The organism is Rhizobium sp. BK377 (genome assembly GCF_014193935.1).
GTDB lineage: Bacteria > Pseudomonadota > Alphaproteobacteria > Rhizobiales > Rhizobiaceae > Rhizobium.
Genome location: NZ_JACIAC010000004.1, coordinates 252,072 through 278,764, shown reverse-complemented (window position 1 = coordinate 278,764; position 26,693 = coordinate 252,072). Strand labels below are relative to the sequence as shown.

Annotated in this window: 26 protein-coding genes; 9 read left to right on the top strand and 17 right to left on the bottom strand. The window is 60.9% G+C overall.

Translation table 11 applies throughout. The features are described 5' to 3' along the window. Positions 1-47 precede the first annotated feature (47 nt). Positions 48-1,322, bottom strand: a complete 1,275-nt coding sequence (locus tag FHT92_RS18510; protein WP_183828074.1) for an ABC transporter substrate-binding protein — start codon at positions 1,320-1,322, stop codon at positions 48-50. A 172-nt stretch (positions 1,323-1,494) separates the two neighbouring features. Between FHT92_RS18510 and FHT92_RS18505 the strand changes: the two genes are divergently transcribed. Beyond that, positions 1,495-2,685, top strand: coding sequence for an ROK family transcriptional regulator (locus FHT92_RS18505; RefSeq protein WP_183828071.1), 1,191 nt, complete (start codon positions 1,495-1,497; stop codon positions 2,683-2,685). A 92-nt stretch (positions 2,686-2,777) separates the two neighbouring features. On the opposite strand, the gene FHT92_RS18500 is transcribed toward FHT92_RS18505, so the two are convergent. Continuing rightward, on the bottom strand, positions 2,778-4,628 hold the full coding sequence (locus FHT92_RS18500) for an ABC transporter transmembrane domain-containing protein (protein WP_183828509.1): 1,851 nt from the start codon (positions 4,626-4,628) through the stop codon (positions 2,778-2,780). 262 nt (positions 4,629-4,890) lie between these two features. Here FHT92_RS18500 and FHT92_RS18495 point away from each other — a divergent pair, with 262 nt between their 5' ends. Genes FHT92_RS18495 through FHT92_RS18485 form a run of 3 tightly spaced genes read left to right on the top strand, consistent with a single transcriptional unit; the run spans position 4,891 to position 6,376 of the window. Continuing rightward, the gene (locus FHT92_RS18495) at positions 4,891-5,655 is read left to right on the top strand and encodes a heme ABC transporter permease (RefSeq protein WP_183747976.1); all 765 of its coding nucleotides are present in this window, start codon (positions 4,891-4,893) and stop codon (positions 5,653-5,655) included. A gap of 1 nt (position 5,656) precedes the next feature. After that, a complete protein-coding gene (locus FHT92_RS18490) occupies positions 5,657-5,812 on the top strand; it encodes a heme exporter protein CcmD (RefSeq protein ID WP_183747974.1) in 156 nt (51 codons plus the stop codon). Further along, complete coding sequence (locus tag FHT92_RS18485; RefSeq protein WP_183828068.1) at positions 5,813-6,376, top strand: DsbE family thiol:disulfide interchange protein; 564 nt, start codon at positions 5,813-5,815, stop codon at positions 6,374-6,376. An 88-nt stretch (positions 6,377-6,464) separates the two neighbouring features. Here FHT92_RS18485 and FHT92_RS18480 read toward each other — a convergent pair whose 3' ends face one another. The 15 genes from FHT92_RS18480 to ccoN form a co-directional block, all read right to left on the bottom strand. Then, positions 6,465-7,157: a CBS domain-containing protein gene (locus FHT92_RS18480; RefSeq protein WP_183747968.1), complete on the bottom strand. Its 693-nt coding sequence runs from the start codon at positions 7,155-7,157 to the stop codon at positions 6,465-6,467. Between the two features lie 74 nt (positions 7,158-7,231). After that, complete coding sequence (locus FHT92_RS18475) at positions 7,232-7,699, bottom strand: cytochrome c-type biogenesis protein CcmH (RefSeq protein ID WP_183828065.1); 468 nt, start codon at positions 7,697-7,699, stop codon at positions 7,232-7,234. Continuing rightward, positions 7,696-9,693, bottom strand: a complete 1,998-nt coding sequence (locus FHT92_RS18470; protein ID WP_183828063.1) for a heme lyase CcmF/NrfE family subunit — start codon at positions 9,691-9,693, stop codon at positions 7,696-7,698. Before FHT92_RS18470 ends, FHT92_RS18475 begins: the two co-directional genes overlap by 4 nt. After that, positions 9,690-10,292, bottom strand: a complete 603-nt coding sequence (gene ccmE, locus FHT92_RS18465; protein WP_183828060.1) for a cytochrome c maturation protein CcmE — start codon at positions 10,290-10,292, stop codon at positions 9,690-9,692. Before ccmE ends, FHT92_RS18470 begins: the two co-directional genes overlap by 4 nt. Continuing rightward, positions 10,289-11,440: a c-type cytochrome biogenesis protein CcmI gene (gene ccmI, locus FHT92_RS18460; RefSeq protein WP_183828057.1), complete on the bottom strand. Its 1,152-nt coding sequence runs from the start codon at positions 11,438-11,440 to the stop codon at positions 10,289-10,291. The genes ccmE and ccmI overlap by 4 nt, the downstream gene beginning before the upstream one ends. A gap of 63 nt (positions 11,441-11,503) precedes the next feature. After that, positions 11,504-12,232, bottom strand: a complete 729-nt coding sequence (locus FHT92_RS18455) for a response regulator (RefSeq protein ID WP_183747957.1) — start codon at positions 12,230-12,232, stop codon at positions 11,504-11,506. A gap of 278 nt (positions 12,233-12,510) precedes the next feature. After that, a complete protein-coding gene (gene ccoS, locus FHT92_RS18450; protein ID WP_183747955.1) occupies positions 12,511-12,669 on the bottom strand; it encodes a cbb3-type cytochrome oxidase assembly protein CcoS in 159 nt (52 codons plus the stop codon). Beyond that, positions 12,666-14,948 (bottom strand): cation-translocating P-type ATPase, encoded by a 2,283-nt coding sequence (locus FHT92_RS18445; protein ID WP_183747953.1) that lies wholly within the window; start codon positions 14,946-14,948, stop codon positions 12,666-12,668. The genes ccoS and FHT92_RS18445 overlap by 4 nt, the downstream gene beginning before the upstream one ends. Further along, a complete protein-coding gene (locus tag FHT92_RS18440) occupies positions 14,945-15,430 on the bottom strand; it encodes a FixH family protein (RefSeq protein ID WP_183747952.1) in 486 nt (161 codons plus the stop codon). Before FHT92_RS18440 ends, FHT92_RS18445 begins: the two co-directional genes overlap by 4 nt. Beyond that, on the bottom strand, positions 15,427-16,995 hold the full coding sequence (gene ccoG / locus FHT92_RS18435; RefSeq protein WP_183747950.1) for a cytochrome c oxidase accessory protein CcoG: 1,569 nt from the start codon (positions 16,993-16,995) through the stop codon (positions 15,427-15,429). Before ccoG ends, FHT92_RS18440 begins: the two co-directional genes overlap by 4 nt. Positions 16,996-17,253: 258 nt before the next feature. After that, a complete protein-coding gene (locus FHT92_RS18430) occupies positions 17,254-17,439 on the bottom strand; it encodes a hypothetical protein (RefSeq protein ID WP_183828054.1) in 186 nt (61 codons plus the stop codon). A gap of 14 nt (positions 17,440-17,453) precedes the next feature. Further along, on the bottom strand, positions 17,454-18,317 hold the full coding sequence (gene ccoP, locus FHT92_RS18425; protein WP_183747948.1) for a cytochrome-c oxidase, cbb3-type subunit III: 864 nt from the start codon (positions 18,315-18,317) through the stop codon (positions 17,454-17,456). Between the two features lies 1 nt (position 18,318). After that, on the bottom strand, positions 18,319-18,471 hold the full coding sequence (locus tag FHT92_RS18420) for a cbb3-type cytochrome c oxidase subunit 3 (protein ID WP_183747946.1): 153 nt from the start codon (positions 18,469-18,471) through the stop codon (positions 18,319-18,321). 8 nt (positions 18,472-18,479) lie between these two features. Further along, the gene (ccoO, locus tag FHT92_RS18415) at positions 18,480-19,214 is read right to left on the bottom strand and encodes a cytochrome-c oxidase, cbb3-type subunit II (RefSeq protein ID WP_183747944.1); all 735 of its coding nucleotides are present in this window, start codon (positions 19,212-19,214) and stop codon (positions 18,480-18,482) included. An 8-nt stretch (positions 19,215-19,222) separates the two neighbouring features. Beyond that, on the bottom strand, positions 19,223-20,845 hold the full coding sequence (ccoN, locus tag FHT92_RS18410) for a cytochrome-c oxidase, cbb3-type subunit I (RefSeq protein WP_183747941.1): 1,623 nt from the start codon (positions 20,843-20,845) through the stop codon (positions 19,223-19,225). A gap of 232 nt (positions 20,846-21,077) precedes the next feature. On the opposite strand from ccoN, the gene FHT92_RS18405 reads away from it, so the two are divergent. From FHT92_RS18405 to FHT92_RS18385, 5 genes are all read left to right on the top strand, one after another. Continuing rightward, complete coding sequence (locus FHT92_RS18405) at positions 21,078-21,806, top strand: Crp/Fnr family transcriptional regulator (protein ID WP_183747938.1); 729 nt, start codon at positions 21,078-21,080, stop codon at positions 21,804-21,806. Positions 21,807-21,823: 17 nt separating this feature from the next. After that, the gene (locus FHT92_RS18400; protein WP_183747935.1) at positions 21,824-23,749 is read left to right on the top strand and encodes a PAS domain-containing sensor histidine kinase; all 1,926 of its coding nucleotides are present in this window, start codon (positions 21,824-21,826) and stop codon (positions 23,747-23,749) included. A gap of 291 nt (positions 23,750-24,040) precedes the next feature. Beyond that, the gene (locus tag FHT92_RS18395) at positions 24,041-24,493 is read left to right on the top strand and encodes a pseudoazurin (RefSeq protein ID WP_183747932.1); all 453 of its coding nucleotides are present in this window, start codon (positions 24,041-24,043) and stop codon (positions 24,491-24,493) included. A 59-nt stretch (positions 24,494-24,552) separates the two neighbouring features. Continuing rightward, on the top strand, positions 24,553-25,080 hold the full coding sequence (locus tag FHT92_RS18390; protein WP_183747929.1) for a YcnI family protein: 528 nt from the start codon (positions 24,553-24,555) through the stop codon (positions 25,078-25,080). A gap of 23 nt (positions 25,081-25,103) precedes the next feature. Further along, on the top strand, positions 25,104-26,693 hold the full coding sequence (locus tag FHT92_RS18385; protein ID WP_183828051.1) for a copper resistance CopC/CopD family protein: 1,590 nt from the start codon (positions 25,104-25,106) through the stop codon (positions 26,691-26,693).

The following is a 26,693-nucleotide window of genomic DNA, read 5'->3' as shown; positions in this document are numbered from 1 at the left end:
AGAAGGAGCGGAACCACGGTTCCGCTCCCCGGTCGCCGGGAGGAGAACTAGATTTTGTAGATACGCTTGCGAGTGCCTTCGAGGCGCTGCAGGATCGCTTGGCGACGGTCGGGCTTGGCCATGAACTCCTGGAAGCCCACCAGACCCGCCTGCGCCATATCCGGGTCGCTGTCGCGGTCGTAATATTGCGAGGTTCCCTTGACCTGTTTCAAGGACTCGACCGCGGCATTGACCAGCGGATCCTTGCTCGGCGGCAGGTCGCTGCGCGGCGGCACGTTGCCGCCCGGCTCCAGATAGGTCGCGAGATTTTCCGGCTTGTAGAAGTAGGCGAGGAATTCGCGCGCACCCTGCTTGTTCTTGCCGTTCGCCGGAATATGGACTGAGTTCAGCGAGAATTCCTCGAACCGGGGAACATTGGCATCGAGGATCGGGAACGGTGCGAAAGTCAGTTGCGGCAGGTCCGCCTCCGTGAAGGCGGAGCGCAGGAAGGCACCGAGGTTCATCATTCCGGCCTTCTTCTGAGCAAGCAGGGCTGCCGCCTCCTGCCAGCCGAACGACGTGTGGTTCGGGGTGAAGACCTCCTTCTTGATCATGGCTTCCCACTGATCGAAGACCGGCGTCAGGGCCGGGTCGAGATAGCTCATCTGCCCGTCCATCAACGCCATATGCTTGTCGAGGCCGTTGATTCGAAGGTTCATCTGATCGAACCAGCCGGCTGCCGGCCAGAGCTCCTTCGTGCCTATGGCGACCGGCGTCAGTCCCGCCGCCTTTGCCTTGTCGCAATAGGCCGAAAATTCGTCCGCCGTCGTCGGCGCGGTCAGACCGTTCTGATCGAAGACATCCTTGCGGTAGAACATGCCCCAGAGAGTGCCGCCGGTGGGCAGACCGTATTGCTTGTTGTCGACGGTGACGGCGCCGGTACTTGCGCCGAGAACGTCCTTGTATTTCTCCTTTTCGAACAGATCCGAGATGTCGTCGAACAGGCCTCGCTTGACGAAAGCCCGCATGCGGTTGCCCGAGAACCAGAAGCAGACATCCGGTGCGCCTGCCGTCAGATAATTGCGGATCGCCGTCTTGTGGGCCTCGTGATCCATATTATTGATGACAACCTTCGTACCGGCCTGCTTGCCGAAGTCCTCGGCGATCTTCTTCAGCGCTTCGAGCGCTTTGCCATTATTCTCTGAGGAAATCACATTGACTTCCTGAGCCTGGGCGATTGCCGGGATCGGCAAGCCGCCTGCAACCGCGGCCGCAGTTGCCATGCCTGCGCCCTTCAGAAAGCTTCGGCGCGTGGTCGACGAAAAATGCCTGGAAAATGCCATTGAATTCCTCCCAGTTGAGCAGATCAACACGTCCCGACGGTCGTCCTCCACAACGGTGGCGCCGGGCATTCAACGCGCCGATCCCTTCATTCCGAGTTGATCGACGAGGCAAACTTATGCATAGATTAGGAAGCGTCGCAATAGTTTATTTACAAAATAAAGGAACTCGATCGTGAAGCTCAAAGGTGACCAGACGACTGCCAGGGCCATGAACCGGCGTCTGATCCTGAACCTGCTGAGGCAGGAAGGACCGAAGAGCCGTGCCGAATTGGCAACGATCACCCAGCTCAGTCCCGCCGCCGTCACCTTCGTCGTCGGTGACCTCGTGGAGGAGGGTATCGTCACAGAGGGTGAGGCGGTTTCAAGCTTCACCGGCCGTCGGCCAATCCCGGTAGAAATCAACTATGGGCACGGGCTGGCGATCGGTTTCAAGCTCATGTCAGACACAGTGGAATGCGTCGCGACGGACCTCGCGACGAGCCCCCTCGCCGCCATCAGGATTCCGATGCCCAGCCGGGCGCCGGATGATGTCGCAGATCTGTTGGCCGCAACGGTGCCCAGACTCGTCGGGCTTGCCGGGCGCACGCACGCCAAGCTTACAGGCATCGGCATATCGATGCCGGGCGTTATCAACCATGAGCAAACGATGTGCATCAGAAGCCATCGCTTCAAATGGGACAACGTCCCGCTGGCATCCCTTCTCGCCAATCGTGCGAATGTTCCCGTCTGGCTCGAGGACGATACCAATGCCTACGCCATCGCACAGCAATTGTTCGGCCTCGGCCGCCAGCATCGCAACATGGCCGTGCTGGCAGTCGGCGTCGGCATAAGCTGCGCCCTCGTCATCGAAGGCAAGCTATATCGTGGCGCCAACGGCGCAGCCGGCAAGTTCGGACACACGCTCTACGAGGAGAACGGCCGCCTCTGCGAATGCGGCAAGCGCGGCTGCCTGATGGCCTACCATTCCGAGATATCGATGTTGCGGCGCTGGCGCGAGGCGACAGGCGGGAGTGAATATCTGGGAGCGCCCGAGCTGCGCCAGGCGCTTGCTGCAGAGGACCCGACGGCTGTGCGGATCGTCGAAGATGCAGGCCGCGGTATCGGAACGGCTCTCGCCAATCTCGTCAATGTGACCGATCCGGAAGTTATTGTCGCGGGCGGAGAAGCTGTTTCACTCGGCGAACATTTCCTGACGCCTCTTCAGGAAGCATTGGCGCGCCGAACCTTCAGGACGCCGCCGCCCATTCTTCCCGATTGGGAGGACAATTCTTGGGCACGCGGCGCCGCAGCGTTGGTAACGCAGAAGATGTTCGATTTCGAATCGGTGGGAGGCGTTGCGAAACCCTTCCAATCATTCGCATAGCGGGCTTCGATAGCTGGCAGTAACGATCGGCACGCGAAGGATTGATCTCGCCCACAGAGCCGGTGCGATAGGACCATCGATGCGAACAATTCTCACGCCGCGTCATGCTCCAAGGCTGCCGATCCCGAGAGATCGAACTGCAGTTCGGCAAGCTTGGAATATGCTCCGCCCTTGCGGATCAGCGCGGCATGTGTTCCCTCCTCGATGACCCGGCCGCCATCGATCACCAGAATTCGGTCCGCCTTGAGGACCGTAGCAAGCCGGTGCGCAATCACGATCGTCGTGCGATTGCACATCAGCTCGTCGAGCCCCCTTTGCACCAGCATTTCGTTTTCTGCGTCGAGGGATGCCGTCGCCTCGTCCAGCAGAAGGATCGGCGCGTTCTTCAGGACCGCGCGGGCGATTGCTAGTCTTTGCCGCTGTCCGCCGGACAACGTCAGGCCACGCTCGCCGACCACGGTGCGATAGCCGTCCGGCAGCTCGGAAATGAAACCATGCGCCCTCGCCATCGTGGCCGCAGCAACGATCTCGTCCTGCGATGCATCGGGTCGTCCGAGACTGATATTCTCTGCGATACTCGTCGCAAATATGGTCACGTCCTGCGGTACGATAGCGATTTCCCTTCGCACCGCGGCGGTGGCGGTCGTGCGCACATCGCAGCCATCCAGCAAAATATCGCCGACATAATCGTTGTAGAAACCGAGCAGGAGCGAAAAGATCGTGCTCTTTCCCGAGCCGGAAGCACCCACAAGCGCTACTGTCTCACCGGGCCGGATAGTCATCGAGAGACCTGTGAGAACGTGCCTGTCCGGAGTGCCCGGATAGGCGAAATGCAGGTTTCGGATTTCGATCGCGCCTTTTGCGGGTTGGCTGAGCGCAGCACGGGAGGCCTGTTCACTCTCGCCGGCATCTTCATCGAGCAATTCGAAAAGCCGTTCGGCAGAACCCGCAGCCTGCGCCAGTTCACCCCAGACCTCCGAGAGCGAACCCAACGATCCTGCGGCAATGACGGAATAGAGGAGGAATTGACTGAGGCTTCCGGCCGACAGCGTTCCGGAAAGCAGATTGTGGGCGCCGATCCAAAGGACCCCGACGACGCTTCCAAAAATCAAGGCAATGGCGACAGCGGTCAGGAACGCGCGAGAGCGGGCGGCGAAAGCGGCGCTGCGATAGGACATTTCGACGTCATCAGCATATCTCTTGCTGGCAGCCGCCTCTCCGTTGAAGGCCTGCACCGTCCGGCTTCCGGCAATCATTTCGCTGGCGAAGGCAGATGCGGTCGCAAGCGCGTCCTGGGCTGCACGCGATTTTTTGCGAACCGAGCGGCCGAAAAGGACGAGCGGTGCGACCACGAGCGGAATGGCACCCAATGTGATGGCGGAAAGGCCGGGGCTCGTGACGAACATCATCACCAGCGCGCCCAAGCATAGCAGCGAATTACGCAAGGCTACCGATGCTGCGAGACTGAGCGCGGACTTGATTTGGGCGGCATCCGCCGTCAGCCGTGATGCGATGTCGCCGGATTTGTTGGCGTCAAAAAAGCTGGCCGGCAGCCGCGTCACATTCCGGAAAGCCTTCACACGCAGATCGCTGACGATGCGCTCACCAAGTGTCGTGACGAAGTAATAGCGGCAGGCGCTTGCGACGGCGAGTGCGACCGCAAGCGTGAGAAGCATCAGAAAATAGCTATTGATGAACCCACCGTCGGACTGTCCGAAACCATGGTCGATCATGCGGCGGACAGCCATCGGCAATGCAAGCGAGATCACCGCCGCGGCCGAGAGCGAGGTGACTGCCAATAGTACCACGCCCCGGTGAGGCCGCAGCAAAGGCAGCAACCGGACGAGGCCGGAGACGGCATGCTTCTTTTTCCCGGGCTGCGGCCTGGAGCCCGCAGTCACGTCAGCGGGAGGAGTAGCGGATCGGTCGTGCGCGGCAATCATCAAGGCGGCGGTCTCCTGAACTGGAATGCCTCCTTTTTGGCACTTGTGCGACAATCGTCTTTGACCGCGATCAATTATCGATGAGTTCCGCAGGAGCATTGCCGCGGCAGAAGGTCCCGCAAAACGTCGCGGCAAGTCTGCCGCACCGGCAGCCCGGGCTCGGAGCGTCATAGTAGGAGAGTGAACGAGGCGACAACCGCACCAATGGTCGCAGTTTGATCCGGGTCAATTAACCTGTTGGCGTTGGAGGTTAAAGCGGGCCATGGCCTACGTCAGACGCATCAAAGACAACATCACCGGGCTTGCACAGCCCGCCAGATTCCTGGAACTGGCAGATCGGGCCTTGCCCGGGCTTTCGATAGTCACTGCCCTCATTTTCGCTGCCGGACTGTATCTGAGTTTCGTTTCCGATGGCGATTACCAGCAGGGTGAAACCGTCAGGATCATGTATGTCCATGTCCCGGCGGCATGGATGGCAATGTTCTGCTATACGGTGATGACAGCAAACGCCATCGGCTCCCTAGTATGGCGCCATCCGCTTGCCGACGTCGCCGCGCGCGCTGCTGTGCCAATCGGCGCCGCCTTTACCTTCGTTTCGCTCGTCACCGGCGCCATCTGGGGCAAGCCGATGTGGGGAACCTGGTGGGTTTGGGACGCACGTCTGACCTCGATGTTCGTGCTTTTCCTGATGTATCTTGGCCTGTTGGCGATCAATCGCGCGATCGACGAGCCGACGCGCGCCGCGCGCGTCACGGCGGTCCTCATTCTGGTGGGCTTCGTCAACATTCCGATCATCAAGTTCTCGGTCGATTGGTGGAACACTCTGCATCAGCCGACAAGCGTGCTCAGGCTGAATGGCCCCGCTCTGGACATTGAATTCCTTCGCCCCCTCTTAACCATGGGGCTAGCTTTCGCAGCACTGTTTCTTACCCTTCATCTTGCTTCGATCAGGAACGAAATCTGGCGGCGCAAACTCATATCGCATCGCCGCTTGGCCGCACGGGCCGCAGCACAAAGGGAGAATTGAAATGACACATCAGGACTATGTGCTGACAGCCTATGCCGTCGCATTCTCCGTCGCAATCGTCATCAGCGTGACGACCTGGTTTCGCGGCCGCACCTATCGGCGCCAGGTCGAGGTGTTGGCGCAGACTAGGTCTCGCGCTCGTCACGAGGCGCGCTAGGTGCGCCGTTATCTCTTGGCAGCTGTGCCACTGTTCGTCTTTGCTACGATCGCCGGAGCCGCCGGGCGCATGCTTTATCGGGAGGCGATGGAGGGTTATTCGCCCTCCACCCTCCCCTCCGTGCTGATCGGTCAGACACATCCTGCAATCGATCTGCCGCCGCTCGCCGGTTTGCAGTCTCCCCGACTTCAGAACAGCGGGCTCTCAGGCAAGGTCGCAATCGTCAACGTATTCGCGTCCTGGTGCGTCCCTTGCCGGCAGGAACATGCTGCGCTCATGCGGCTGTCCAAGGACCCGCGTATCGAGCTGATAGGCATCAATTACAAGGACGACAGCAGTAACGCCCTGACCTTCTTGCGCGACAATGGAAATCCCTATGCTGCCGTCGGCGTCGATCAGACCGGAAGGGAGGCCATCGATTGGGGTGTCTATGGCGTGCCCGAGACTTTCGTCATCGGCCGCGACGGCCGAATCCTCTTCAAGCAGATCGGTCCCCTTGACGAAAAGGTCCTGTCGGCCGGCCTTGGTCCCGCAATCGACGCGGCGTTGGCCGCCGGCGGCTGACCGAAAGCTCCTTCGTCTAAAATCGGCTGAGAGAGCCACAGATCACCTTTGGCCCATCCCAAGCTCTGCCCGGAAGATGATTCTAACCTCAAGCTGGTTGCGACCGTTTTTCCGCATCTGAACCGGCGACAAGCTGCAACCGATCAAGGCAGCCCCCTGAGCCGAGATTTTCAACGAGCGCCAGGACGGCCCGGCGCTGCAAATCGGTTTCCACATTCCCTTCGAGCTTGATCTGCCCATTGCGTACAGAAACGCGGATCTTTTGCGGCGTCAGGCCGAGATCGTATTTGAGCCGTGTGCGAACAGCGAGCAGGATCGCATCATCCTCACGCGGCAACCGGAGCGTCGGCGCGTCTGTTATCAAAGCGAGAATATCGCGCCGGCTGACAACACCTACGAGCCGTCCGGCATCGACGATCGGAATACGCTTGATGCGATGAATTTCAAGGCTCTCGGCAATATCGGAGACCTCACTGTCCGGGCTAGCGACGATAACGTCGCGTGACATGATATCTCTGACGGACCAGCCGTTGCCGCGGATGTACCGGTCCAGATCGACATCGGAGGTGACTTCCGCAGTGCGCGCAATACGCGGCGCAAGCCGGATCTCCCGGCGCAGCAATAGATCGCCTTCGGTCAGAATCCCGCAAACCCGCCCCTCGTCATCAACCACGGGCAGCCCGCTGATGTTGTTTTGCATCATCACTGCGGCGGCGTGACGAATCCCTGCCTCCGGGCTGATCGAAACGACGTTGCTCGTCATAATGTCCTTGGCCTGCATGAGCCACCTTCCTTTCCGGAAACATCTGATGCCGTGAGAGTAGGACGGATCGGACGGGCTGACCTTGACCTCCATCAAAGTCGCTGTGTCGGATCCAGCAACTCGTCGAGCCTTGCCTGTTCTTCGGCCGTCAGCTTGCTGCCGGTGGGTTTGCCGGCCCGTTTGCGGGCAAAGACGATGAGCGACGCCCCACCGGCGAGGATCAGCAGCACGGGGGCACCCCAGAGCAGCAATGTGCGCACACTGAAACGTGGCTTCAAGAGCACGAACTCGCCGTAGCGCGAGACGATGTAGTTCAGCACCTCGTCGTCGCTGTCGCCATCGGCGATGCGCTCGCGCACGAGAAGGCGCAGGTCCTTGGCGAGATCGGCATTGGAATCGTCGATCGACTGGTTCTGGCAGACCATGCAGCGCAGTTCCGCCGACAGTGTTCGCGCCCGGGCCTCAAGCGCGGGATCGGCGAGCATCTCGTCGGGGTTGACGGCGAAGGCTGGTGCCGCCGAGAGGATCAGGGTCAGAGCAAGCAGGAAACGCTTGATCATTCCGCCGGCTCCATGGCGGGTGCTGCCGGCTTGGCTGGCTTTGCCTTACGGCTCGGCGCTCCGACCCGCAGACGCCGGTCGGTCAGCGACACGAAGCCGCCTGTCGCCATGATGAGCGCTCCGCCCCAGATGCAGAGAATGAACGGCTTCCACCAGATGCGCACGACGATGCCGCCATCCTTCGTCGCGTCGCCGAGCGACACATAGAGCTGGCTGAGCCCGAAGGTGAGAATGCCGGCTTCCGTCGTCGGCATCTGGCGGGCGGTATAGAGCCGCTTGGCCGACCAGACATCGGCGACCTCTGCGCCTGCGCGGCGGATCGAGAAATGGCCGCGGTCCTCGCTATAGTTCGGGCCGGTCGCCGGCTCAATACCATCGAAGACGATGCTGTAGCCGCCGGCTTCCGTCGACTGGCCCTGCTTCATCTCGACCACATGTTCGGTCTGGAAGGTGGTGACCGCGACGATGCCGAGCACGGTGACGCCAAGCCCGGCATGGGCAAGGGCGGTGCCGAAGGCCGAGCGCGGCAGGCCGGTCAACCGTCGCCAGGCGATCTCCGCCTTCACCTTGCCGATGCCGGCGCGATACCAGAGATCGGCGATAGCGCCTAAGATCAGGAACAGGCCGGCGGCAAGGCCGAGCACGGCCATGACCGGACCGCCGTGCTGGATGTAGAAGAAGACGAGTGCTGTTACAAACGCGAGGCCGGCCACGACATAGAGCCGCTGCAGCGCGCCGAGCAGATCGCCGCGCTTCCAGGCAAGCAGTGGGCCGAAGGGCACGATGATCAAAAGCGGCGCCATCAGCAGGCCGAAGGTCAGGTTGAAGAAGGGCGGGCCGACGGAGATCTTGTCGCCGGTCAGCGTTTCCAGGACCAGCGGATAGAGCGTGCCTGTTAGCACCGTGCCGCAGGCAACCGTCAGGATCAGGTTGTTGACGACGAGCGCCCCCTCGCGCGAGATCGGCGCAAACAACCCGCCGGCCGAGAGCAGCGGCGCGCGCAAGGCAAACAGCGACAGCGCCCCGCCGATGAAGATCAGGAGGATACAGAGGATGAAGACGCCTCTACTCGGGTCGCTGGCGAACGCATGCACCGAGGTCAGGACACCGGAGCGCACCAGGAAGGTGCCCATCAGCGACAGCGAGAAGGTGAGGATCGCCAGCAGCACCGTCCAGATCTTCAAGGCCTCGCGCTTTTCCATGACGAGCGCCGAGTGCAGCAGGGCCGTGCCGGCAAGCCAGGGCATGAAGGAGGCGTTCTCCACCGGATCCCAGAACCACCAGCCGCCCCAGCCGAGTTCGTAATAGGCCCAGTAGGAGCCCATGGCGATGCCAAGCGTCAGGAAGGTCCAGGCGGCAAGCGTCCAGGGCCGCACCCAGCGCGCCCAGGCAGCATCGATGCGGCCATCCAAGAGGGCGGCGACGGCAAAGGAGAAGCAGACGGAGAAGCCGACATAGCCGAGATAGAGCAGCGGCGGATGGATGGCCAGCCCGACATCCTGCAGCACCGGGTTGAGATCCCGGCCCTCGGCGGGGGCCGGATCGAGGCGGGCAAAGGGATTGGAGGTTAGAAGGATGAAGAGGATGAAGGCGACCGAGATCCAGGCCTGGACCGAGAGAACATTGGCCTTCAGCGTCTCCGGCAGATTGCGCCCGAAGATCGCCACCAGCGCGCTGAACAGGGCCAGGATCAAGAGCCAGAGCATCATCGAGCCCTCGTGATTGCCCCAGACGCCGGAATATTTGTAGATCAGCGGCACCAGCGAATGCGAGTTCTCCCAGACGTTCTGAACGGAGAAGTCGGAGACGACATGCGCATAGGTGAGCACGCCGAAGGAGAAGGCGACGAGGGCAAAGAGCAGAACGGAGCCCAAGGGCGCGACATCCATCATCGCCTGATCGCCGCGCCTTGCACCGATGACGGGCACGAGCGACAGGACGATCGCCGTTGCGAGCGCCAGAACCAGCGCATAGTGGCCGATCTCGATGATCATGGTGTTGCTTTCGTTGCCTGGGCCTTCATTTCCTGGGCCTTCGTTTCCTGGGCCTTCGTTTCCTGGGCCTTTGTCTGTTGCGCCTTTGCTTCCTGGCTCTTTGCTTCCGGACCCTTGGCTTCAGCACCTTGCGGCGGCTCACCCTGCGGTGCGGCTCCCTTACCCTCTTCCCACAGGCCCTGCGCCTTCAGCCTGTCGGCCACGTCCTTCGGCATATAGGTCTCGTCATGCTTGGCAAGCACGGTATCGGCGGTAAAGACGTTGCTGCCGGTCTCGAAGGTGCCTTCGGTCACTACCCCCTGCCCCTCGCGGAACAGGTCCGGCAGGATGCCCTGGTAGCGGACATTGACGATCTCACCGCTCGGGTCGGTCACCGCAAAGCGCACCACCGAACCCTCGCCGCGCAGGACGCTGCCCGCGCCGACGAGGCCGCCGAGGCGGATGCGGGTGCCGGGGGCGATCGGATTGCTGGCGAGATCGCCGGGCATGTAGAAATAGGCGACCGACTGGCTGAAGGCGAACATCACGAGCAGCACGGCGACAAGGATGAAGCTCATGCCGCCGGCAATCACCGCCAGGCGTTTCTGCTTGCGCGTCATTCAACCGATCCTTCCGTGGCGATGCCGAGTTCCTTTGCCAGCGCCAAAAGCTGCCTGCCCTCTTCCCCCGATGCCGGGAAGGCGGCAAGCCCGCGCTTTACGGCAGCCGCGGCGCGATCCTTGTCGTTCAATACGGCGTAAGAGCGGACAAGACGCATCCAGCCCTCGAAATTATCAGGATCGGCGGTCAGTTTGGCGTCCAGGCTTTCCACCATGCCGCGGATCATCTGCTGACGGTCACCGCTACTCATCGTCTCAGCTGCCGCCACATCCTCGGAAGTCGGGCCGCCCGGAACGGACGGTGGGGCGGCAGGCGGTACTTGCCCTGCAACGGCCGTGCCGCCGTTCTTGGCGATATGCTCGTTGACCAGCGGCAGCCAGGGGGCATCGGCAGGCGATTGCTTGGCCAGCGCCTCGAAGGCGCCCCGCGCCTCTTCCGGCCGCCCCGCCTGCTCCATGCTCAGGGCAACGTAAAAACGGGCACGCGGGTTGTTCGGCTCAAGCGTGAGGATCTGTTTGAGCTCACCTAAGGCCTCTGCCGTCACCATGCCCTTTGAGGTGGCCATGAGCGTTTCCGACAGTCCTTCCAGGCGGGAAACATTGGTTCCACCGAGGCGAAGTGCGGTTCGATAGGCTTTTGCCGCGTCATCGACCCTGCCCATCTTGAGATAGACCGGAGCGATAACGTCCCATCCACGCCCGTCCTCAGGCCTATCGGCCAGGTGATCCTCCATCTTCTTCACGAGGATTGCGAGATCCTCACCCGGCTCGGCAAGCCTCATGGCCAGCGGACGGGATGGCAGATCGGGAGAGCCGAGCGAGAGGTAAAGAGCGATGCTCAGCAACGGCAAGAACGCGGCGATAGCATGTTTCAGCCATCTGCCAGGGCGTTGGGCGCTCCGCCTTGCCCGGTGGTCGTCCGCTGCCCTGAACAGGCGTCGCGCCGTTTCCGCTCTGGCCAGTTCGTATTCGTCCGACGAAATGCGTCCGGAGACGATATCGTCGTCGAGTTCACAGAGCTGGTCGCGGTAGATCTTGCCGGCATCCGCGTCGGTGCTCGCAGCCTTCCGACCTGCCGTCGAAAGCGGATGAAGCAGAATGGCAGTCGCTGCGGTCGTCATCACCGCGAAAAGAATCCAGATCGTCATTGTTGCAGCCATAATGGCTCAACTCATAGTCTGAGCCGCAGCACGGACATTGACGAGAATCAATTATCTCGAAGTTCGTCCCGGTCGACCGGTGAAGACATAACCGACGCCCCGCACCGATTGAATGAGATCCGGGCTCTTGGGATCATCCTCGATCTTCTTGCGCAAGCGGACGATCTGGGCGTCGATTGCGCGATCGAAGGCTTCGAGATTGCGGTTCCTTGTCAGATCCATGAGGGTCTCGCGCGAAAGGACTCGGCCGGGATTGCGCACGAAAACGAGCAGCATGTCGAACTCGCCCGTCGTCAAGGCAACGTCGCTGCCCTGGGGCGAAGTCAATCGCCTTCGCGATACATCGAGGGACCAGCCTTCGAAAGCGAGCGTTTCGTCCTCTCCATTGGAGGCGTGGGTCGCGTCCGAGGATGTGCGGCGGCGCAGGATTGTCCTCAGGCGAGCCAGCAGCTCCCTCAGATGAAAGGGCTTGGCGATGTAATCATCGGCGCCGACCTCGAGGCCGACGACCTTGTCCGTGACATCGTCCTGACCGGTCAGCATGAGGACCGGCACGTCGGACGTGCTTCGAAGCTCCCGAAGCAATTCGAGGCCATTCTCGCCGTTCGGGAGCACCAGATCGAGAAAAATAGCCGCGTAAGAGCCCTTGGCAAGTTCGGAACGCATCGCCGCACCATTCGCGACCGCGTTCACCTTAAATCCGTTGTCTTCGAAGTAACGCACCAGCATCTGCCTGATCCGCGCGTCGTCATCGACAACCAGAATACGGTCCGCTTCCATTGCTCTCGTGATCTTGTTTCGCCCTGCCGAACAGATAGCGCAGGAATTCGGCCTGCGCCACCGCTCCGTGCAGCCTTATGCTGTGGTTCCGAGGAAAAGCTGGTGATGACCTTGTGAAATCGGGTGGGGCGCCGCCGCAATTGTCCAGCGTTCGTGTCAACCCTACCACGCCGCGGCGATTGGAGCGGCACGCATTTCGTGATTCAGTCCGTCGAACAGATCGGACTGAGCAAGCTTCTCGTCCGTGAAGTGCGTCCGGCTTTTCCCGGCTGACGCGATCACGTCGCGGTCGGATCGGAATCATCGTCGGCGATCACCCGCCAGGAGGCGCCCTCCAGATCGTCGTACTGACCGCTTTTCAGGGACCAGAGGAACGCAGCGAGCCCAAGGCCACCCATGAACAACGCGATGGGGATGAGATAAACCAGCATATTCATGTGGCTTCAACCCTCTCATGGCGGACAGACCTGTCCGAGGCGGGCAGAGGATTGCTTCGGGCAGTAAACGCGTTCAAACGCAAGGCGTTGGAGACGACGATGATCGAGGAGGTGGACATCGCCACGGCAGCGATCAGCGGTGTCGCAAGGCCGGCGATTGCGATCGGCACGGCAAGAATGTTGTAACCGATCGCAAGCGCAAAATTCTGCCGGATGAGCGCGGCCGAGCGCCTGGCGATCCGGATCGCATCGGGGACTGCATCGAGCCTCTCGTTGAAGAAGACGAGGTCGGCCGCCTGGCGTCCGATGTCGGAAGCACTGGACGGCGCCATCGAGACATGGGCTGCGGCGAGCGCGGGCGCATCGTTGATGCCGTCGCCAACCATCAGAACGCGGCGACCTTCTTCTCGCAGGGCTTCACAAGCGTCCACTTTCTGCTTCGGTGTCAGTGCGCCAAGGGCGCGATCGACGCCGAGCCTGTGTGCCGTGCTTTCGACGACGGACTGGCGGTCGCCTGAGAAAATCAGTGTCTGGCAACCGGCCGATTCCAGATCGGCCAGCGCCTCGCCTGCCCCCGGACGAAGCGTGTCGTCGAAGAAGAAGCGCGCCAGCGCCACCCCGTTTGCCGAAAGCACGACCTCGGAAAGCGGGCTGTCTGATGTCACAGGCTCGGCCTCGCCGCAGGCGAAGGACGCGTTTCCGAGCCTGTAGACGATATTCCCGCGCGAGGTTTCGAGTCCGCCGCCTGCAACCTCCACCACGCGCTCGAACTGATCGGCCACGACTGCCTCACGCGAAAGCGACTGCGAGAGCGGATGCCTGGAATGCTGAGCAAGTCCCGCTGCGATCGCTATGCCACCGATATTGCCGGCCTCGGTTCGCACAAGCCTTGGTCGCCCGAGCGTCAGCGTACCGGTCTTGTCGAAGGCGACGGTGTCGACCTCGGCGAGCCGCTCGAGCGCCGAACCGTCCTTGACCATGACGCCCCTGCGAAAGAGCTCGCCGGCTGCAACGACCTGCACGACCGGAACGGCCAGTCCGAGAGCGCATGGGCAGGTAATGATGAGAACGGCGACGCCGACGAGCATCGCCTGCTTCCAGTCTCCGCCGATGATCCCCCAACCCAGAAACGACACCAGCGCAAGCAGGTGCACGGCGGGCGAATAGAGCGCCGCGGCCCTGTCGGCGATCCGCCGATAGCGCGCCCGTCCGCCTTCCGCGGCCTCCATCAGTCCAATGATCTCGGCAAGCAACGAGTTGCGTGCGAGCTTGGTAGCGCGAACGGTGAGCGAACCTGTCAGGTTCATTGCTCCGGAATGGATTTCCGTGCCAGGCTTGACGGCCACCGGGCTGCTCTCACCGGTTACGATCGACAGGTCGAGATCACTCTCGCCGCCGGCGACGATACCGTCGACGGGGACGCGGTCGCCGGCGGCCACGGCAATCTCGTCGCCGATGGCGATCTCCTCGACCGCCACGTAGCGTCTCGAACCATCAGCTGCCAGCACCAGCGCCCCACGCGGGGCAAGCCGCGCCAGCCCGTTGATCGCTGCGCGCGCCTTCTCGCGCATGACGTGGTCGAGGGTACGGCCGATCAGAAGGAAGAACAGCAGCGACACGGTGGCATCGAACCAGGCATGCTCGCCATGATGCATCGTCTCCCAGAGCGAAACCGCATAGGAGAGCGTCACGGCAAGCGAGATAGGCACATCCATGTTCGTGCGCCCGCGCTTCAACGCGTTCCAGGCCGATCGAAAGAAGAACCGACCGGAATAGACGAGGGCAGGAGCAGCGATCATCGCCGATATCCAATGGAACATGTCGCGCGTTGCCGCATCCGCGCCGGACCAGACGGAGACCGACAGCAGCATGATGTTTGCCGCCGCAAAGCCGGCAACCCCGACCGCAAGGAGAAGCTGATTCCGTGTCTTGTCGCTTTCGGCCGCAAGCGGCGCGAAGAGATGGACCCTGTATCCGGTCGCGCTGATCGCAGAAGTGATGCCGGTCGGATCGACCAGCTTGTTGTCCATCTCCTCCGCATAAACGCAGCTCACGCGCCTTGAGGTGAGGTTCACCCGGGCCTTGCGCACATAGGGCAGAGCCGACAAGGCCCGCTCGATGGTCGATATGCAGGCGCCACAGTGGACGTCGGGTACGCTGAGATCGAGTTGACGAAGACCGCCACCGAGCGCGTGGCTGGCGAGTGCGATCTCCTCGGCGCTGAAGGAAGTCGTGCTCATTGCCAGGACGCCGTCTGCATCCACAGTGCAGCAGGTCATTGGCCGAACTCCGCAGTGTCGATTCGCACAGCCTCGTGCATGACGATTTCGCCGCCGCGGCGCGAGGTCACCTCGACGATCCAGTCGCCTGTCGCGACCGCGTGATCCGCCTCGAACCGCCCCTGCGAAAGCTCGGTCAGGGCAACGTGAAAATCCTCGTGATCCCCGACCGGCCGTTTGAAGTTGGCCACGACGTCGTCGACATTAGCAGGCGAGCCGTCCCTGTTGCGGATGTCGTAATGGATTTCATCCCTCTGCAGCGACAACTTGCCTGTGATCCCCGAGGCGGCCATAGCCTTCATGGCGGCAGCCTTCTCATTGAATTGCTGGCTGGCGACATAGGTGTTTTCAACCACGAGCCCGCTCCAGCTCGACGAGGCATACCAGGCCATTGTGAAGTTGACGGCGATGATCACGCCGAAGAAGGCACAGGTCGTCAGCAGCATATGCGTTCCGGTAAATCCTTGTGTGCGGGTGCTCATCTGACATCTCCTGGGGCGTTGAATGCAGCGCGATAGGTCGCGCGGTCGGCATGGCCGGTATCTTCGATCGAGAAGAGGAATTCGTTGACGGCGTCGCCAGTCGGCTTACGGGTTACGAACACCTTCAGCGTCGTCGCGGCATCGGGGGCAGCATCGATGGTGAACTGACGTGCCTCCTCCTTGCCGAGCTCCGGAATGCGCATCGTCGCGCCATCGAGGCCCGACAGGCTCAGTTCGATCTTGCGCGGCGAGGGAACCATGTTGAGAACACGCAGCGTGTAGCCATTGCGGATCGATCCGTCGCTTTCCAGCACATATTGCGGATTGCGATCATGAACGACATTGAGCTCCAGTCGTTCGCGCATCGACAGATGCACGACCATGGCAATCCCGATGCAGGCCCAGACGGCGGCATAGAAGACAACTCGAGGCCGGAAAATGATGCGCCAGTTGAAGTGGCGAATGCCGTCGACAAAGGAGCCGTCCGGATTTCTGACAAGCGCCGGTTGGACGGGCGTCTTGCCTCCGGCGGTGGCAATGTTCATGTTGCTGGTATATTCGCTGAGCGTCGCATAGGCGATTAGGCCGCGGGGTTTGCCGATCTTGTCCATGACATTGTCACAGGCATCGATGCAGAGCGCGCAGGTGATGCACTCCATCTGCTGCCCATCGCGGATATCGATGCCCATTGGACAGACCGCGACGCAGGCGTTGCAGTCGACACAGTCGCCGGCGACCTGTCCCTCCGCTTGCGTTTTCTTGGCGTGGCGCGAGCGCTGTTCCCCACGCCAGTCATTATAGGTCACGACCAGCGAGTTTTCATCGAGCATAGCACCCTGGATGCGGGGCCAGGGGCACATATAGGTGCACACCTGTTCCCGCAGCAGCCCGCCGAAGACATAGGTGGTGGCTGTCAGAATGGCCACTGTGGCGTAAGCGACAGCGGGAGCCTGCCCGGTGAAAACCCCTTTGACGAGGGTCGGTGCATCGGCGAAATAGAACACCCAGGCACCCCCGGTGAAGACGCCGATGAGAAGCCAGGTCGCATGCTTGAGCAGGCGCTTGCGGAGCTTGTCGAAGGTCCACGGTCCGGCGTCGAGCTTCATTCTGGCATTGCGATCGCCTTCGATGGCACGCTCGACGACGAGAAAGAGGTCGACCCAGACCGTTTGCGGACAGGCATAACCGCACCATGCGCGGCCAACGGCCGAGGTGACGAGAAACAGCCCGAAACCCGCCATAACCAGCAATCCGGCAACATAGTAGAATTCCTGCGGCCAGATCTCTATGAAGAAGAAAAAGAAACGACGCGACGACAGGTCGATCAGAATCGCCTGATCGGGCGCATAGGGTCCGCGATCCCAGCGGATCCAGGGCGCAAGATAATAGATCGCAAGCGTGATCAGCATCACGATCCATTTGAACCGGCGGAAACGTCCTTCGACCCGTTTGGGGAAGACCTTCTTGCGCGCCGCATAAAGCGGCTGACGGTTGCGGCGGGCGTTGACCGGCTCCGCATTGACGCGTTCCACTGATTTGGGATCGGGTGCTGTGTAGAGGTTCATGGGCCTGTTCCGGTTTGTGACTGCCCTTCTCCTCCGTTTCCCGCTGACGATCCTTGATTCATGTCAAGAACGTGGTTTGCGGGGAGAAGGCCATGCCGGGCAGGGTGAGCCCTGAAGGACCCGCGCAATCGCCAGACATAGGCTGTTGAGTGCGGCCGTTCTTTGCGCTTGCTCAAATAGCAAGGGCCGCGCCCGAGAGGTGGGCACGGCCCTGGAGGACAACGGGGGAAAGCCGCTGGGACGCCCTCGCTTGCAGATCTAGCGGCTCGTCGGGTTGTGATCTTTGAGGCAGATCAAGCTTACGATCGAACTGCCGATCCTTGCTGGATCTTCCTGCTCGCAGGCCGGCGGAGTGGCCTTTGCACGTATCGACACGCGCGCGTGGATGACAGCGCGCGGCATGCCATAGAGTTCAAGGAGGGCATTATGGTCATGGTTCGTCATCGTGTCGGCTCCTCTTACTGGCCGCCGCCGAGCGCATGGACGAAGACGGTGAGTTCCTTGACGGTTGTGTCTCCGAGGCGCGCAGACCAGGCCGGCATGACACCGTGCTTCGGAGCCGTGACCTGACGGATAATGGCATCCTCACCCCTGCCCTTCAGCCAGATGGCATCGGCAAGATCAGGTGCGCCCATCTCCGGCTTGCCCTTGGCATCCTCGCCGTGACAAGCTGCGCAGTTGTCGAGAAATACCTGCTTACCCGCTTCTGCTAGGGCCTCGTCCGATGGCTTGTTCGTCAGGCTCCAGACATAGGCTGCGACCTGCCTGGTCTGATCCTTGTCGAGCATGTCGGCGAAAGCCGGCATTTCGGAGACGTGTGTGTCGGCATCGCTGTCGAAGCGGATGCCGTGGGCAATCGTCGTCTGGATGGAATCAAGGTCGCCGCCCCAGAGCCAGTCGTCGTCGTTGAGGTTGGGAAAACCCGGTCCGCCACTTGCACCCGAACCGTGGCACGGAGCGCAGTTGACCTTGAAGGCCGAGGCGCCACCAGCGATCGCGAACTCGCGAAGCGCCGGGTCGGCGTCGATTTCCTGCACGGTCTTGGCGGCGATCATGTCTTGGAATTTCATCTGGGAAGCCTTAGCGAGGTCAAGGTCCTGCTGCAGCTCGGCACGGCTGGAAAAGCCGAAATAGCCTTTCGTGGCCGATGTGATCATCGGAATGGCCGGATAGGCGATGGCATAGCCGATCGCCCACAGGATCGTTGCATAGAAGGTCCAGACCCACCACCTGGGCATTGGATTGTTCAATTCACGGATGCCGTCCCATTCGTGGCCGGTGGTCTCGACGCCGCTGATTTCATCAATATGTTTTTCCGACATCTCAATCATCCTTCAGAGGAATGTTGGCGGCATCCATGGCGGCCTGCTTGCCGCCGGGACGGAGCGTAAAAATGATCGCTCCGATGAAGAAGGCCGTCATTGCCAAAAGGCCCCAGCTGTCGGCGAAGTGCCGCATTGCGGTGTAGGTTTCCATGTTTCACCTCATCGATAGCCGGTGGCGTCGTCATAGGTCGAGAAGTCGACGAGCGTGCCGAGCATCTGCAGATAGGCCACAAGGGCGTCCATCTCGGTGAGTTTCGACGGATCTCCATCGAAGTCGCCGACCTTGGCTTTGGGATATCGCGCGAGAAGCGCTGTCGTATCGGCGTTGGGGTCAGCCTGCATCTTCATGTCCGCTTCCGCGCTGGCGATCATGTCGTCGCTATAGGGCACGCCGACATCGACATTCGCTTTCAGGTCCATGCCGACATCCTTGACGGTGACCTCGCGCTCCTTAAGGAAGGCATAGCTCGGCATGATCGATTCCGGCACGACGGCTCTCGGGTCCGACAGGTGCTGGACGTGCCACTCGTTGGAGTAACGACCGCCGACACGCGCAAGATCTGGACCCGTGCGTTTCGAGCCCCACTGGAAGGGGTGGTCGTACATGGATTCAGCGGCCAGCGAGTAATGGCCGTATCGCTCCACCTCGTCGCGGAACGGCCTGATCATCTGGCTATGGCAGAGATAGCAGCCCTCACGGATGTAAACGTTGCGGCCTGCCAGCTCGAGCGGCGTATAGGGACGCATGCCCTCCACCTTCTCGATCGTGTTCTGCAGATAGAACAGCGGCGCGATTTCGACGATACCGCCGATACTGACCACGAGCAGCGAGCCGACCAGAAGAAGGGTCGCGTTTTTCTCGAGGATCTGATGTTTGTCCAGGATTGATGCCATGTGTCACCTCACTCGGCAGCCTGTGCCTGCGGCACGTAGGCAGAAGGAATTTGGGCTTCGTCGCGCAGATGGCCGCGGATGGTCATGAAGACGTTCCAGGCCATCACGAGGCCGCCGGCCAGATAGAGACCACCGCCAAGCGTGCGCAGCACGTAATAGGGGAACATCGCAGCGACGGTTTCGGCGAAGGAATAGACGAGGAAACCCTGGGAATTGTATTCGCGCCACATGAGGCCCTGCTGGATGCCGGCAACCCACAGGACCGCCGCATAGACGACGATGCCGAGCGTTGCGAGCCAGAAGTGCCAGTTGACCATGCGCAGGCTGTAGAGGCGTTCGCGGCCCCAAAGCTTCGGTGTCATATAGTAGATCGCACCGAAGGTGATCATGCCGACCCAGCCGAGTGCACCCGAATGCACGTGACCAATGGTCCATTCGGTATAGTGGCTGAGCGAGTTCACGGTCTTGACCGACATCATCGGGCCTTCGAAGGTCGACATGCCGTAAAAGGCGATGGCGACGATCATCATACGGATGATGGGATCGGTGCGGATCTTGTCCCAGGCGCCCGACAGCGTCATCAGGCCATTGATCATGCCGCCCCAGGAGGGCATCCAGAGCATGACCGAGAAGACCATGCCGAGGGTCTGTGCCCAGTCGGGGAGCGCGGTATAGTGGAGATGATGCGGCCCGGCCCAGATATACATGAAGATCAGCGCCCAGAAATGGATGATCGACAGCCGGTAGGAATAGACGGGGCGGTTGGCCTGCTTGGGCACGAAATAATACATCATCCCAAGGAAACCCGCAGTCAGGAAGAAACCGACAGCGTTGTGGCCGTACCACCACTGCGTCAGAGCGTCCTGAACGCCTGAAAACAGCGAATAGCTCTTCGAGCCGAGGAAGGAGACCGGCACGGCGAGATTGTTGACGACGTGCAGCATCGCGATCGTCACGATGAAGCCGAGATAGAACCAGTTCGCCACATAGATATGCGGCTCCTTGCGCTTCAGGATGGTGCCGAGGAAGACGGCGAGATAGGCGACCCAGACGATCGTCAGCCACAGATCGACGTACCATTCAGGCTCTGCATATTCGCGCGCCTGATTAATACCGAGAACATAGCCGGTCGCCGCCATGACGATGAAGAGCTGATAACCCCAGAAGACGAACCAGGCGAGACTGCCACCGAAGAGGCGTGCGTGACAGGTGCGCTGGACGACGTAGAAAGACGTCATGATCAGCGCGTTGCCGCCGAAGGCGAAGATCACCGCAGACGTGTGGACGGGCCGGAGCCTGCCAAAATTCAGATAGGGAGCGAAGTTGAGATCCGGGAACGCCAATTGGGCCGCAATGACGACACCGACGAGGAAACCGACGACGCCCCAGAACACGGTGGCGATCAAACCGTAGCGGATGACCTCGTCGAAATAGCCGGACGGCTCGGCTTTCGGCAGCCGGCCCGCAGGCGAGAAATCCACGTTTCTCACAAGAAGCACGGTCCCCGCGAAAAGGCAGAAGCTCAGTATTCCCATGTGAATTGCGAATAGATGGTCGTGGGCGAAAGCAGCGCCAAGCAGTGCCAGGAATGCTGCCACGGCGACCACCATGGTTTCCGTAGTGTAGTTCATGATGACGTCCCCAGTGCGCAGACGGCCACAGGGCGGTCGCCTTTCTCGTACTTTGAGGAACGAGTGTCATGGAGAGCTCGCCCGTTCCTTGATCCAGGTCAACGGAACCTCGCCTTTGTGCGTTGTTACAGACTGTTACAGAGCCTTACCCTTTGGCACCGTCCGCTCATTCGGCTGTGACCGAACGCCTTTCTATTGGTCTCACATTCAATCGGACACGGGGATCATTGGAATGTTGATGCAGGGCCAACAGGCATTCGAGAACGTCGATCTTGGCGCAAAAGCGGTTCAGGGCAATTCGCTGTCGTCGCTTTTCCAGACGTCGGCCACAGAAACGGTCGAAGCAGGAAAGGCGATCTGCTGGGAGGGGGATGCCGCACGGCATCTGTTCCAGATTACCGAGGGGGTCGTGCGTCTTCATCGCATCATCGGCGACGGACGCCGGGTCATCACCGCCTTTCACTTCGCCGGCGACGTCGTCGGCTCTTTCCTGCAGGGCGATTTCCTTTTTACCGCCGAAGCCGTGACGGACTGCAAGATCCGCCGCCTGTCGCGCAAGCAGTTCCAGGAAGAAATTGAGCGTTCCGAGCTTCTGCGGCCGGCTTATATCAACTTGCTCTGCCGGGAAACTGCGTCGGCCCACGATCAGCTCGTGCTCCTGTCCAGGAAAAATGCCGAGGAACGCCTCTGCACCTTCCTCATGAAGCTTGCAACCCGGGACGACCAGTCGCTTCGCCAGGGACTGCTCGAGGTACCGATGAGCCGGCAGGACATCGCCGATTATCTCGGTCTGACCATCGAGACCGTCTCGCGCTCGATCAGCAAGCTCGCCCAGAGGAAAATCGTCGTTCCGGATGGGCGCCACAATCTGCGCATCGTCAACCTTGCCCGCCTCGCGCAATTGTCGGGCAATGTAGATGATTTTTCTGAAAGAACCTGCCATAGGGGTAGCGTCCACTGATTGCGGAACCAATGCCCATGCCTCACCGCCTGATCTCGCCGCGCACTGCATCGCCCCAGGAACTGGACGCGCTCGTGCATGTTCTCGACGGGGCAGACATCATCGTGCACCGGCTCGAAGGAACGATCACCCATTGGTCGATTGGCAGTGAGACGATGTACGGCTGGACCCGTGAAGAGGCCGTGGGCGAGACCGTCTACAGTTTGCTCGATACCCGTTTCCCTGAGCCGATGGAGACCATACGCGCGCATTTGACGACGCGCGGCTTCTGGCAAGGCGAAGTCGTTCATCGTCACAAGAACGGTCGCGACATATTCGTTGCAACGCGTTGCGTGCTTGTCAATCTTCCCGACGGTGATCCGGTCGTCATCGAGGCAAACAGCGACGTCAGCGCCCTGCGCAAGGCGGAAGAGGCCGTACGGGCGCGCGAGGCGCACCTGTCGTCGATCCTCGACACGGTGCCGGACGCGATGGTCGTTATCGACCAGCACGGCAACGTCATGTCGTTCAGCAAGGCGGCCGAGACGCTCTTCGGCTTCCGCTCGGAAGAAATCTGCGGCCATAACGTCAAAAGGCTGATGCCGGAACCCTACCGCGCAGCCCATGACGGATACATCGACCATTATATTCAGACAGGTGAAAAGCGGATCATCGGGTACGGTCGCGTCGTGACGGGCCAGCGCGCCGACGGCAGTCAATTTCCGATGGAACTCCATGTCGGCGAGGCGACGGCGAATGGCGAGCGGATCTTCACCGGTTTCGTTCGCGATCTGACCAGCAGGTTCAAGATCGAGGAAGACCTTCGCCAGGCCCAGAAGATGGAGGCCGTGGGTCAGCTGACCGGCGGGCTGGCGCACGACTTCAATAATCTGCTAACGGTAATCAGCGGCAATCTCGAAATGATCGAGGACAAGCTCCCGGCAGGCCCGCTGCGCGACATGCTGCGGGAGGCACAGGATGCGGCGGCCGACGGCGCAAAGCTCACGGGACAGCTGTTGGCCTTCGGCAGGCGCCAGCCGCTGAACCCGAGGCAGGCCGATCTCGGCCAACTCGTCACCGGCTTTTCGGACCTGTTGCGAAGGACGCTCGGAGAAAACATCAAACTGTCGACTGTCCTTTCAGGATCCGATTTCAACGTACTGGTCGACAGTTCTCAATTGCAGAACGCGATCCTCAACATCGCTCTCAATGCGCGCGACGCCATGCCGAAAGGCGGCACTTTGACCACCGAGGTTTCACGTGTGCGGCTCGATGCAGACTACGCAAAAATGTACCCGGAAGTCCGCAGCGGCAATTTCGTCCTCGTCTCCATGAGCGATACCGGTGTCGGAATGAGCGAGGAAGTCAAGAAGCGCGCGATCGAGCCGTTCTTCACCACCAAGGAAGTGGGATCGGGAACCGGACTGGGCCTCAGCATGGTCTACGGCTTCGTCAAGCAATCTGGGGGCCACCTGCAGATCTATAGCGAGATCGGTCGCGGCTCGACGATCCGCATCTACCTGCCGGCTCTTTCAAGCGTCAGTGCCGGGGACGAGGCGGCAGTCGATAAAAAGGTCGAGGCGGCACTGCCGGGTGGCAACGAACGTGTTCTCGTGGTCGAGGACGACGCGCGCGTCCGCAGAGTTGCGGTCGCCAGATTGGCCGGGATGGGATATTCGGTGATCGAGGCAGACAACGGCCACCGGGCGCTCGAATTGCTTAAGAACGAGCCCGATGTCGCGCTTTTGTTCACCGACATCGTCATGCCCGGCGGCATGACCGGAGACGAACTGGCAAGAGCTGCCCGCCTCGAACGGCCTGACCTCGCCGTGCTCTTCACGTCGGGATATTCGGAGCCGGCCCTGGCGGCAAACGAGGTCATCGCCCGCGCACAATGGCTCCGAAAACCCTATACTGCGCGCGACCTCGCTCTGAAAGTACGTGAGCTCATCGACGCTCGGTGATTTGAGCGCTTAAACCCTCCAAGAAATCCAGCAATCTGATTGTCAGCCGAGGCCCTTGACGGTTTCGCGGACGCAGACCTGCATCCACGCCTGCCTTAACGTGGATGCTGTCATCAACGTTATTCAGCGCTGCTCTCCCGTTTTCCTGCGTGTCGCCGAAACCGGACAAAGAGAGCCGCCTGTCGCCTGAATTGGCACCGCCAATTTGACGGGCATCAAAGAGTGAGGGGCTTGCATGTCCTACAACCGCAGCCGAGGCCAAGATCGGCCCCGAACGATAGGAGAAATGCAATGCGTCTGAAATTTGGACTGATCGCTGCCGCGGCGGTTCTGATGACATCGGCAGCGCCGCTCATGGCCGCCGACCATCAGATCCAGATGCTCAACAAGGGCGCTGACGGCGCGATGGTCTTCGAGCCGGGATTCGTCAAGATCGCGCCCGGCGACACCGTTACCTTCGTACCGACCGACAAGAGCCACAATGTCGAGACCTACAAGGGTCTTATTCCAGATGGGGCTGCTGAGTTCAAATCCAAGCCGAGCGAGCAATACCAGGCCAAGTTCGACGTGCCCGGCGCCTATGTCATCAAGTGCACGCCGCACGCAGGCATGGGGATGGTGGCGCTGATCCAGGTTGGCGACAACCCGGCCAACCTCGAAGCCATCAAGACCGCTAAGCTTCCGAACATGGTGCGCAAACGCCTTGATGCCGATCTCGGCCAGGTCACGCAGGTCACGCAATAATGCAAGGCCCTCACAGGTGGCGGCGCCAAGCGCCCCACCTGCGGACCAGGAGACATGTGATGATCAGACACTTGGCGCTCACCATGGCGGGCATATTTTGTATTGCCGGATCGGCGCAGGCCCATATCACTCTCGAGCAGGCCGAAGTGGTATCCGGCAAGGCCTACAAGGCCGTGCTGCGCGTGGGGCACGGCTGCGAAGGCAAGGCAACCGTCCGGATTAGGGTAAAAATCCCCGAAGGATTGCTGTCTGCCAAACCGATGCCCAAAGCGGGCTGGACGGTGGAAAAAATCCGCGGAACCTACGAAAAGAGCTACGATCTCTACGGCAAGTCAGTCAAGGAAGGCCTGACCGAGATCGTATGGCAAGGCGGCCAGCTTGCCGACGACGAATATGACGAATTCATCTTTCGCGCCACCGTGGCGAAGGAACTGCCCGCAGCGACACGAATTTATGTCCCCGTCGTCCAGGAGTGCGCCGAAGGTGCGGTCGAGCGCTGGATTGACATTCCCGCGGCCGGCAAGACATCCGATGATTATGAAACGCCGGCGCCGTTTTTCGACATCGTCGCGCAGCCTCACTCCTGAGACGGGCCAGGGACGGGTCGCCTATGGCGCGGAATTTCCCCCTATGGGCGGCCTTCTGCCTGCTCGCGCGTGTCGCGGGGCTGTTCCTTCTTTTGGGGACTGGGGCAGACGCCCATGCTGTCCTGATCGCATCCTCGCCCGCAAATAACGATATTCTTGCCGTGCCGCCGGAAAAGGTCCTGCTGCGTTTCAACGAAGCGGTGAGAGCCGTTCGCTTCAGCATGGTCGCCGCCGATGGAGTGACCAGAGGGATTTCAGCAAACTCGACAGGTGCTGAAGTCAAAGCGGTCCTTCCCGATCCCCTCGCAGACGGCACAGTAATCTTCAGTTACCGAGTGGTGTCGGAGGACGGCCATCCGATCGGCGGATCCATTGTCTTTCACGTCGGCAAACCGTCGGCCCGTTCCAGCGATGTTTCCGATATATCGGCGAAGGCGCTGCATGTCGTCATCTGGCTCGTTACTATCGGTTCAACACTCGGTCTCGCCATTATCGTCGGCGGCGCATTTTTCAATTGCTGGTTCTCCCCGGCAGGCGCGCGCCGGCAATCCCCCACCTTTACGGCCATGGCGATCATGCTTGTGCTGGCGGGACTTTATCTGCAAGGACTGGACGACCTTGGCGTGGGCCTCGTTTGGAGCGGCCTGGAGCCGATCGCCGAGGTCTTTTCCGACCAAACTGGGGTTGCCCAGTGCCTCAAGCTTGTGGCGATCGTGCTTGCGGTTTTGCCGTTTGCCCGTCATCCGCGCTCTGCGCGTCTAGCTTCGGCCGCCGCACTCGTCATTGCCTCACTCGCTTTCACACTGACCGGCCATAGTTCGATTGCGCAACCGCGCTTCATCGCACAGGCGTCGATCTTCTTGCATGCTGCCGTCTTGCTCTTCTGGATCGGCAGCCTGCCGCCGCTGATGAGTCTCAGCCGGTCTACTGAAGACCCGCGTCCCCTGCGGTTCTTCTCTCGCCTGATACCGATCCCCTTCGTCCTTATGTTGCTGGCGGGACTTCTGCTTGCAGTGATGGAAATACCCCGCATCGAGATCGCATGGTCGTCACTGTTTGCGCGCGTGCTGGCCGTCAAGGTCGGTCTTGTTGCGGTTCTCTGCGGGCTCGCGCTCTACAATCGCTTCTGGTTGACCGCTCCGGCGCTCGCGGGAGATCCTGTCGCCCGGCGCAGGCTGCGCTGGAGTATCGGCAGTGAGATCGGGCTCGCACTTTTGATCGTCGCTGCCGCCTCGCTATGGCGTTTCGCCGGTCCTGAACAGTATCAATACGCGCATGCCCAACCGCCGGTGTCGCTCCATCTGCATGGGCAGAAGGCAATGGCGGAACTCGAAATGACGCCGCAGCCTGACGGCACGGCCGATATTCGCGTTTCGATCCTGACATCGGAATTCGATCCGATGCAGCCAAGAAGCGTATCTCTGGGCCTGCGTAACACATTGCGTGGGATCGAGCCTCTCAAGTACGGGCTGACAAATGCTGCCGACGGCACATGGGTTGCAAGAAACCTGCCACTTTCGGATATTGCGGGCTGGAGCGTGGACGTTCAGGTGCTGATCGACGACTTCAACCTCGTCCATCTTGAAGGCGACCTCCCGGCAGAAACCGACTAG

Coding starts and splice junctions, on each gene's coding strand:
- FHT92_RS18455 (WP_183747957.1), bottom strand. CDS start 12,232: ATGGAAGCGGACCGTATTCTGGTTGTCGATGACGACGCGCGGATCAGG.
- FHT92_RS18440 (WP_183747952.1), bottom strand. CDS start 15,430: ATGAGCACCCGCACACAAGGATTTACCGGAACGCATATGCTGCTGACG.
- FHT92_RS18500 (WP_183828509.1), bottom strand. CDS start 4,628: ATGATTGCCGCGCACGACCGATCCGCTACTCCTCCCGCTGACGTGACT.
- ccoG (WP_183747950.1), bottom strand. CDS start 16,995: ATGAACCTCTACACAGCACCCGATCCCAAATCAGTGGAACGCGTCAAT.
- FHT92_RS18495 (WP_183747976.1), top strand. CDS start 4,891: ATGGCCTACGTCAGACGCATCAAAGACAACATCACCGGGCTTGCACAG.
- FHT92_RS18390 (WP_183747929.1), top strand. CDS start 24,553: ATGATCAGACACTTGGCGCTCACCATGGCGGGCATATTTTGTATTGCC.
- ccoN (WP_183747941.1), bottom strand. CDS start 20,845: ATGAACTACACTACGGAAACCATGGTGGTCGCCGTGGCAGCATTCCTG.
- FHT92_RS18490 (WP_183747974.1), top strand. CDS start 5,657: ATGACACATCAGGACTATGTGCTGACAGCCTATGCCGTCGCATTCTCC.
- FHT92_RS18395 (WP_183747932.1), top strand. CDS start 24,041: ATGCGTCTGAAATTTGGACTGATCGCTGCCGCGGCGGTTCTGATGACA.
- FHT92_RS18420 (WP_183747946.1), bottom strand. CDS start 18,471: ATGGAAACCTACACCGCAATGCGGCACTTCGCCGACAGCTGGGGCCTT.
- FHT92_RS18480 (WP_183747968.1), bottom strand. CDS start 7,157: ATGCAGGCCAAGGACATTATGACGAGCAACGTCGTTTCGATCAGCCCG.
- FHT92_RS18475 (WP_183828065.1), bottom strand. CDS start 7,699: ATGATCAAGCGTTTCCTGCTTGCTCTGACCCTGATCCTCTCGGCGGCA.
- ccmI (WP_183828057.1), bottom strand. CDS start 11,440: ATGACGATCTGGATTCTTTTCGCGGTGATGACGACCGCAGCGACTGCC.
- FHT92_RS18405 (WP_183747938.1), top strand. CDS start 21,078: ATGTTGATGCAGGGCCAACAGGCATTCGAGAACGTCGATCTTGGCGCA.
- FHT92_RS18430 (WP_183828054.1), bottom strand. CDS start 17,439: ATGACGAACCATGACCATAATGCCCTCCTTGAACTCTATGGCATGCCG.
- ccmE (WP_183828060.1), bottom strand. CDS start 10,292: ATGACGCGCAAGCAGAAACGCCTGGCGGTGATTGCCGGCGGCATGAGC.
- FHT92_RS18470 (WP_183828063.1), bottom strand. CDS start 9,693: ATGATCATCGAGATCGGCCACTATGCGCTGGTTCTGGCGCTCGCAACG.
- FHT92_RS18510 (WP_183828074.1), bottom strand. CDS start 1,322: ATGGCATTTTCCAGGCATTTTTCGTCGACCACGCGCCGAAGCTTTCTG.
- ccoO (WP_183747944.1), bottom strand. CDS start 19,214: ATGGCATCAATCCTGGACAAACATCAGATCCTCGAGAAAAACGCGACC.
- FHT92_RS18445 (WP_183747953.1), bottom strand. CDS start 14,948: ATGACCTGCTGCACTGTGGATGCAGACGGCGTCCTGGCAATGAGCACG.
- ccoP (WP_183747948.1), bottom strand. CDS start 18,317: ATGTCGGAAAAACATATTGATGAAATCAGCGGCGTCGAGACCACCGGC.
- FHT92_RS18400 (WP_183747935.1), top strand. CDS start 21,824: ATGCCTCACCGCCTGATCTCGCCGCGCACTGCATCGCCCCAGGAACTG.
- FHT92_RS18385 (WP_183828051.1), top strand. CDS start 25,104: ATGGCGCGGAATTTCCCCCTATGGGCGGCCTTCTGCCTGCTCGCGCGT.
- ccoS (WP_183747955.1), bottom strand. CDS start 12,669: ATGAATATGCTGGTTTATCTCATCCCCATCGCGTTGTTCATGGGTGGC.